Source organism: Xenorhabdus bharatensis, from assembly GCF_037996705.1.
GTDB classification, from domain to species: domain Bacteria; phylum Pseudomonadota; class Gammaproteobacteria; order Enterobacterales; family Enterobacteriaceae; genus Xenorhabdus; species Xenorhabdus bharatensis.
This window is the reverse complement of sequence record NZ_JBBMXG010000004.1, coordinates 283,282-289,829: the sequence shown is the minus strand read 5'-3', so window position 1 is coordinate 289,829 and position 6,548 is coordinate 283,282. Positions and strand designations below refer to the sequence as shown.

Annotated in this window: 6 protein-coding genes and 1 tRNA gene; 2 read left to right on the top strand and 5 right to left on the bottom strand. The window is 43.0% G+C overall.

Translation table 11 applies throughout. The features are described 5' to 3' along the window. The first annotated feature begins 1 nt into the window (after position 1). The gene (locus AAC855_RS06225; RefSeq protein WP_340608743.1) at positions 2–418 is read left to right on the top strand and encodes a tail fiber assembly protein; all 417 of its coding nucleotides are present in this window, start codon (positions 2–4) and stop codon (positions 416–418) included. Positions 419–738: 320 nt separating this feature from the next. On the opposite strand, the gene AAC855_RS06220 is transcribed toward AAC855_RS06225, so the two are convergent. The 3 genes from AAC855_RS06220 to AAC855_RS06210 form a co-directional block, all read right to left on the bottom strand. Continuing rightward, a tRNA-Pro gene (locus AAC855_RS06220) sits at positions 739–815 on the bottom strand. Positions 816–890: 75 nt separating this feature from the next. Further along, complete coding sequence (gene yejM / locus AAC855_RS06215) at positions 891–2,633, bottom strand: LPS biosynthesis-modulating metalloenzyme YejM (protein WP_340608742.1); 1,743 nt, start codon at positions 2,631–2,633, stop codon at positions 891–893. Between the two features lie 31 nt (positions 2,634–2,664). After that, positions 2,665–2,892 (bottom strand): YejL family protein, encoded by a 228-nt coding sequence (locus tag AAC855_RS06210; RefSeq protein WP_099110991.1) that lies wholly within the window; start codon positions 2,890–2,892, stop codon positions 2,665–2,667. 277 nt (positions 2,893–3,169) lie between these two features. Between AAC855_RS06210 and yejK the strand changes: the two genes are divergently transcribed. After that, complete coding sequence (gene yejK / locus AAC855_RS06205; RefSeq protein WP_340608756.1) at positions 3,170–4,177, top strand: nucleoid-associated protein YejK; 1,008 nt, start codon at positions 3,170–3,172, stop codon at positions 4,175–4,177. Between the two features lie 106 nt (positions 4,178–4,283). Here yejK and rplY read toward each other — a convergent pair whose 3' ends face one another. Both rplY and radD read right to left on the bottom strand, forming a co-directional pair. Continuing rightward, on the bottom strand, positions 4,284–4,565 hold the full coding sequence (gene rplY / locus AAC855_RS06200; protein ID WP_047679702.1) for a 50S ribosomal protein L25: 282 nt from the start codon (positions 4,563–4,565) through the stop codon (positions 4,284–4,286). Positions 4,566–4,729: 164 nt separating this feature from the next. Continuing rightward, the gene (gene radD / locus AAC855_RS06195) at positions 4,730–6,487 is read right to left on the bottom strand and encodes a DNA repair helicase RadD (RefSeq protein ID WP_340608741.1); all 1,758 of its coding nucleotides are present in this window, start codon (positions 6,485–6,487) and stop codon (positions 4,730–4,732) included. Positions 6,488–6,548: the final 61 nt, after the last annotated feature.

Sequence of the window (6,548 nt, the reverse complement as noted above, 5' to 3'; positions counted from 1 at the left end):
CATTTACAGCGCAAAAACAAATGCGTTTTATCCTGTTGCGTGGAAACAGGCTTACATCAAAGCGGGTTCATGGCCGGAGGATGGTATTGAGGTCAGTGAAGCCGTTTACATAGAATTTGCAATTCATCAACCGCCAGAAGGGAAACAACGTGTAGCGGGGCATAATGGCTACCCTACATGGGTTGACATCCCACCGCCTACACCGAAGGAACTGCAACAACAGGCTGAGCAGGAAAAGCAATATTTGATGTCCCGGGCTACGAATGCTATTGCGCCCTTACAAGATGCCGTTGACCTCGACATGGCCACGAAAGAAGAGAAGGCCGCATTGCTCAAATGGAAAAAATACCGTGTCCTGCTCAACCGGGTGGATTGTTCCACTGCTCCCGATATCGTCTGGCCTGAACAGCCGGAGTAGTATTGCCGTTTGGATGTCCGTGTCCAGATGCCGGCAAATTCGGTGTGGAATGTGAAGCAGAAGGTGGTGGTAGGAAAGTAATAGAAATTCTTTACTGATGATCGGTCATTATAATTTTAATAGTCAAAAAATTAAGGAGAATAGGAGAGAGAATCACGAGTGAAAAAATAGTCAAAATACGATTATCTTTGGCTTGGCAAGCGGGTCTTTTCAAAGAAATCCTTAGCTTCATTTTTCCAGAGTTTTTCCAGAGTTTTTCCAGCGACAAATTCCACCCATAAAAAAACCAACCCTAACAGGTTGGTTTTTCTAGGGAAATTTGGTCGGCATGATAGGATTTGAACCTACGACCCCCGACACCCCATGACGGTGCGCTACCAGGCTGCGCTACATGCCGATGACTTTGCTTATAGTACCTTTTTTTATTTGCAAAGCAAGTCCCTTCTTTAGTGAGTGATTGATTTTTCGGCAATTAGTTTGCTAAAAATCGTTTGATTTCAGTCAGTATTTGTAATAGCTGAGTAAGATTCGGTTTGGCGTTCTGAATTTCATTGCCATCTGAGTCGTACAGATGGTAGTCCCCATCTTTGGAAAGATAAATTGTGTTTTCAGTCGTTGTCACGATCAGTGAACCGTTCTCGCCTGTGATGAGCCAAGGAATATTTCTCTGACCTCTGAACAGGTCTTCTCCCTGTGAGTAATCATCAGGTGAGTTGCTTACGTGCAATAAACGCTGCATTAATGTCGTCATAACATCCTGATGGCCGGTCAGTTTGTTAATCACTTGCGCAGGTGTTCCCGGCCAGTGAATGATCAATGGGACGTGCATCTGTTTACGATTAAATTTGTCACCGATAAACCATTTTGGATCGTTATTTGTGATGTTGCTGCCATGCTTGGCAGTAATAACAATGATAGTGTTATTCAGAACACCTTTATTTTTCAGCGTATCTAAAACGTGATTGATTTCAGTATCCAGTGTTTTCTTATCAACCTGAATTGACAAAGGAGGAATACCATTAAGGTTTAAAAATGAAAACCACGGTGTAGTATTACTACGCGAATCTAGCCATTGCTGCCATTGTTCTACATTCAACTTATCATTCGGGTTAGCTTCGTAGGGAAGCGAGTAATCGGTTAAAATAGCCTGCCTATAAAGAGGTGTTTGGAATCCATCTGATGAATACAGACCAAACTGATACTTTTGGTGAGTTAAAGCATCAATCAGTGCTGAGGGTTTTCGACTATTCAGAATACTATCCAGATAGCCTGATGATATACCGTAGAATAAACCGAACAATGCAGTATCGTTTTTCATTCCGGTACTAAAATGCTGAGTGAACTGAATGTTGTTTTTTGTGAAGCGCTCAAGGAATGGCATTGTATTTGCTGTAATATCACCATTATCCAAACTATCCACAACCAGCAATAGTAAATTATAACCGCGGCCGCTATCGCGATAAGACAGATTATTCAATGGGTATTCAATGGTCAGAGCGGCAGGGTTTCCCTGCTGACTGATGCGGCGTTGATATTCGTTCTTATCCAGCAAACCATGCTTCTCAAGAAATTTACGCGCTGTCATCGGGTATGAAAGCGGTAGATTTGAGCGTTGCATAGTGATAGGGCGATAGAAATTAGCATCTGCCCAGATATACATCATATGGGAGGCCACAAAAGCAGTGAGAAAGACCGCAGCCAGTGGTTTAGCGAGTTTTTGCCGATTCAGGCTACGTAATTTTTGCCAGCTCCAAGTGCCGTATAGCATCTGTACCAGAAAAATAAGCGGAATGCAGATGAACATCAACTGCCATTCTCTTGCCCGTTCACCTTGTTCGGGATTAGTCACCAAATCCCATACCAATGGTGTCAGGTGCAGATGAAAACGCACATAGATGGAAGAGTCAAATATCAGTAGTGTTAACCCTGCTGTTGCCAGAGTTGCGGAAAGAAATCGCAGTAAACGCTGTGACATTACAATAAATGTCAGGGGAAATAACACCAGTAAATATGTGGCAAAAACAATGAAGCTAAAATGACCGAGCCAACTGACCAGTGCATAGATGCGACCAAACAGTGAACCCGGCCAGTCAGATGCGAATAAATAGCGACTGCCCAGCACAAGACTGAACACGATATTGAACAGAGCGAACCAGTGCCCCCAACTGATCATTTGAGAAACTTTTTCGCGATAGTGCTGGCGGTTAGTCACCATATTTTCTTACGTTAATTTTTTAATGGAAAAATTAATGCGCTTTATCTTCGTTAATTGAAGATTGTAACGCGTGTGCAAACGAGTTTGCGATATGTTTGCGTTGGGCTGGTGCAATACTCGTGTTGATCAAATTCGTCACCATGTTGCCTAAAACCATCAATGAAAGATCGGTAGGCACGTGGTTTTTTTCGAAAACACTTACTAGTTCAGCTAATAAATGTTCAACTTTTTCATCGCTGTAGCGAGATGACTGTGGCATGACTCAAATATCCTGAATGTACAAAGCCCAATATATTACCGTATAGAGGGGCTATTTTCTGCTTTTTTATGACAATTTAATTTCCTTATTGTACAAATCGTTGCCATTCTTGTACCTGCTGCCTCATTTTAGCCTGTGATATGGGGAACGCTAATAATTAAATTGTGAACACTTTTCCATCATTGGGTTTTTTGGTTGCAGCAGAGAGGGAACAGTGTTTGAATACGCCGCTAACTGCGATACCCAGAAGGTCAGTGCTGTAAAAGGAGTAGAAATAATGAGTCTGGAAATTACCCAGATCGCGTTACATCAGTTGATTAAACGTGACGAACAAACACTGGAAGTGATTTTGCGGGATTCTCTGCTGGATGCCAATCAGGTAGTCGAAGAGATGATGGCTGAATTGCATCGGGTGTATAGCGCTAAAAGCAAGGCTTATGGTGTGTTCAGTGATGAAAGTGAACTGGCTGAATCACTTCGCCATCAGCGCAAGGGAAATGAAGATTTTTTAGGTTTTAGTCGGGCGGCAACCGTTCGTCTGAAAGATGAACTGATAAAATATCCCTTTGCAGAAGGTGGCACGGTATTATTTTGCCAATATCGATATTTAGCTGTGGAGTATTTGCTCATCGCAGTCCTGAATAGCTGTAGTAGTACCTCAGTCGATGAGTCTCTGGATGTCAATACGACACAATATCTTGATATCCCACATGCTGATATCGTTGCCAGAATTGATTTGACGGAATGGGAAACTAATCCTGAATCCTGCCGCTATCTGACTTTCCTGAAAGGGAGGGTAGGGCGAAAGGTCTCTGACTTTTTTATGGATTTTCTTGCTGCCAGCGAAGGAATGAATGCTAAGGTACAGAATAAAGGATTATTGCAGGCAGTGGATGATTATTGTGAATCTGCTCAGCTTGATAAAAATGAGCGACAGGCTTATCGCCAACAAGTTTACAGTTACTGCAATGAGCAGTTACAGGCAGGCGAAGAGATTAAACTGCAAGAATTATCGCAGGAATTACCACCATTAGGTGAACAGAGCTTTCAGCAATTTTCTCAAGGCCAAGATTACGAGTTGGAAGAGAGCTTTCCGGCAGATCGCAGTACGTTACGCCAATTGACCAAATTTGCCGGTAGTGGTGGCGGGTTAACGATTAACTTTGATGCCATGTTGCTTGGAGAAAGAATTTTCTGGGATCCGGCGACGGATACATTAACGATTAAGGGTACGCCACCAAATCTGCGGGATCAGTTGCAACGCCGTGGCAGTAATAATCGCTAATATTGTCGATTCTAAGGTTAAAATTCTCGTAAAAGCCAGAAATAAATAACGCCGCAAATGCGGCGTTATTTACTCGGCGTCCCGATAAAAGCTCGATTCTGGCTAATTAAGCACGCAGGAAATCAATGTGCGTCAGTTTAGGTTTAAACGGATGACGCTGTACTGCCTGCACTTTAACTTTAGTTTCTTTACCATCAACGACCAGAGTCAGAACTTCGTAGAATTCTGGCTTGCTTTCGTGGTTGATAACTGCATCGTGATCCAGTTCGATAGAAACTGGCTCTTGGTTACCACCATAAATGATTGCTGGAAACTTGTTAGCTCTGCGCAGGCGGCGGCTCGCACCCTTACCCTGCTCTTTACGTACTTCTGCATTAATAGTTAACATCATTTTTTCTCTATAAAAGAAGAAAATAAATCCTGCTACAGGCGACCCAGCAGCAGGTTCGATATTTGGCTTAACATTATGTATTACGTTAAGCGGGCGGCATTTTAACGAAAAACCGGTATGACAGCAAATATAAAGTACTCAGCTGTTAGTGATTGTGCTATTTAATACAGATCCTCAGCCCGACGGAAGCGGCCTTGATAATCAAATATTTTTTCCCGAATTTGCCAGAATTGTCCTTTTTTCCGTGCTACAACAAAGTCTGGATGTCGTAGTAAAGGAAGCTGGTGTGCGATATCGTCGGCTGTTTTCCAGATAAAAGGAACACCCGGAGCACGCTGATGATGGCATATAAATTGAAGTTCAAACACTTTTTTCTGAGCTGGTGTTGTTAAACGAAATAACTCAGAGACATTTGCGCCGTCTTCATCGTAATAAGTCATTTTGAGCCATTCACCTTTATTATCATTACCCGGCGTTAATTGCATCCCCCCGCAACGCAGCACCAAAGCATCCTTGAGTTTAAGTGCTGCTTTTAGCATATCGTCAGGATCAACCAACACTTCCTGACAGTGATGACAACGTCGGGCTGCTATGTCATTTTCTGTGCCACAATGCGGACATGATTTAAACCGAAAGCGAAAATCACACTGATGCCTTTTTCCATTTTCATCTTCTTCCCATCCCTGACAGCGGCGTCCAAAATGCTCAATTATGTCATCTTCTGCGGTACATTTTCCCCAGAAGGTATTGGCAAAGCGGCAAAGCGGGCAGAATACCTGTACAGGCTGATTTTGCGAATCGGGCTTGCGGCTTCCGACTTCTGGCGTATAGAGATCATGAGGATTACCTGCATAATCTAAGATTAAACACTCTTCTTTATCAGGGAATAAACGCAGCCCCCTCCCGACGATTTGTTGATAAAGACTGACGGACTCCGTCGGACGTAATATCGCAATAAGATCAACATGGGGGGCATCAAATCCCGTTGTCAGGACAGCAACATTGACCATATAACGTAATTTCTGTTCTTTGAATGCGTTGATCAAGAGATCACGCTCATGGCTTGGTGTATCGGCACTGACTAATGCAGCTTGCCCTGTCGGGAGTAACAGGAATATTTCTTTTGCATGTTCAACTGTGGCTGCGAAAATCATGACGCCTTTCCGATCTTCCGCATACTCAATAACTTGCCTGACAATATGCGGTGTGATGCGTTTTTGTCGCTTAATTTCCCGATTCAACTCAGCCGTATTAAAAATACCGTGCTGACTGGTACGCACCTGACTGAAATCATACTGCATAATGGGCATATCCAGTCTTTCCGGAGGAACGAGGAATTTATGTTTTATCATATAGCGCAATGGGAGTTCATAAATACAGTCGCGAAAGAAACAATTTTCATCGCCACGGATCATACCGTGGTAGTGGTACTGATATATCCAGCCAGTGCCTAAACGATAGGGGGTTGCGGTTAATCCCAAAATGCGCAGTCTTGGATTATTTTTTTGGAGTTGTTGGATAATTTGTTGATATTGGCTATTTTCGTCATCGCTGATCCGATGACATTCATCGACGATTAGCAGTGAAAACTGTTGATTAAAAAGATCTAAGTTGCGGGCAATTGACTGAATACTGCCAAAAACAACTTTTCCTTCGCTCTGTTTTTGGTTCAGTCCGGCCGAAAAAATATCAGCCTTTAAGTTATATGAACAATATTTACTATGGTTTTGCGCAACAAGTTCTTTAACATGTGCCAGAACTAAAACCCGCCCATGTGCCAGTTTTGCCAGCTCAGCAATGACAAGACTCTTACCTGCTCCAGTAGGTAAGACAATAACTGCGGGTTCTTTATGTTGGCGGAAATGGCGGATAGTCGCATCTACCGCTTCTTGCTGATAAGGGCGTAAGGTAAAAGCCATTGTTATATTATTGTCACGGATATCGGGTAAAAATCGTTGACAGAGAGAATAGCACTTTTGC

What these genes read in the sequence shown, in the direction of transcription:
- yejK (WP_340608756.1), top strand. Translation starts at nt 3,170, where the DNA reads ATGAGTCTGGAAATTACCCAGATCGCGTTACATCAGTTGATTAAACGT.
- radD (WP_340608741.1), bottom strand. Translation starts at nt 6,487, where the DNA reads ATGGCTTTTACCTTACGCCCTTATCAGCAAGAAGCGGTAGATGCGACT.
- yejM (WP_340608742.1), bottom strand. Translation starts at nt 2,633, where the DNA reads ATGGTGACTAACCGCCAGCACTATCGCGAAAAAGTTTCTCAAATGATC.
- rplY (WP_047679702.1), bottom strand. Translation starts at nt 4,565, where the DNA reads ATGTTAACTATTAATGCAGAAGTACGTAAAGAGCAGGGTAAGGGTGCG.
- AAC855_RS06210 (WP_099110991.1), bottom strand. Translation starts at nt 2,892, where the DNA reads ATGCCACAGTCATCTCGCTACAGCGATGAAAAAGTTGAACATTTATTA.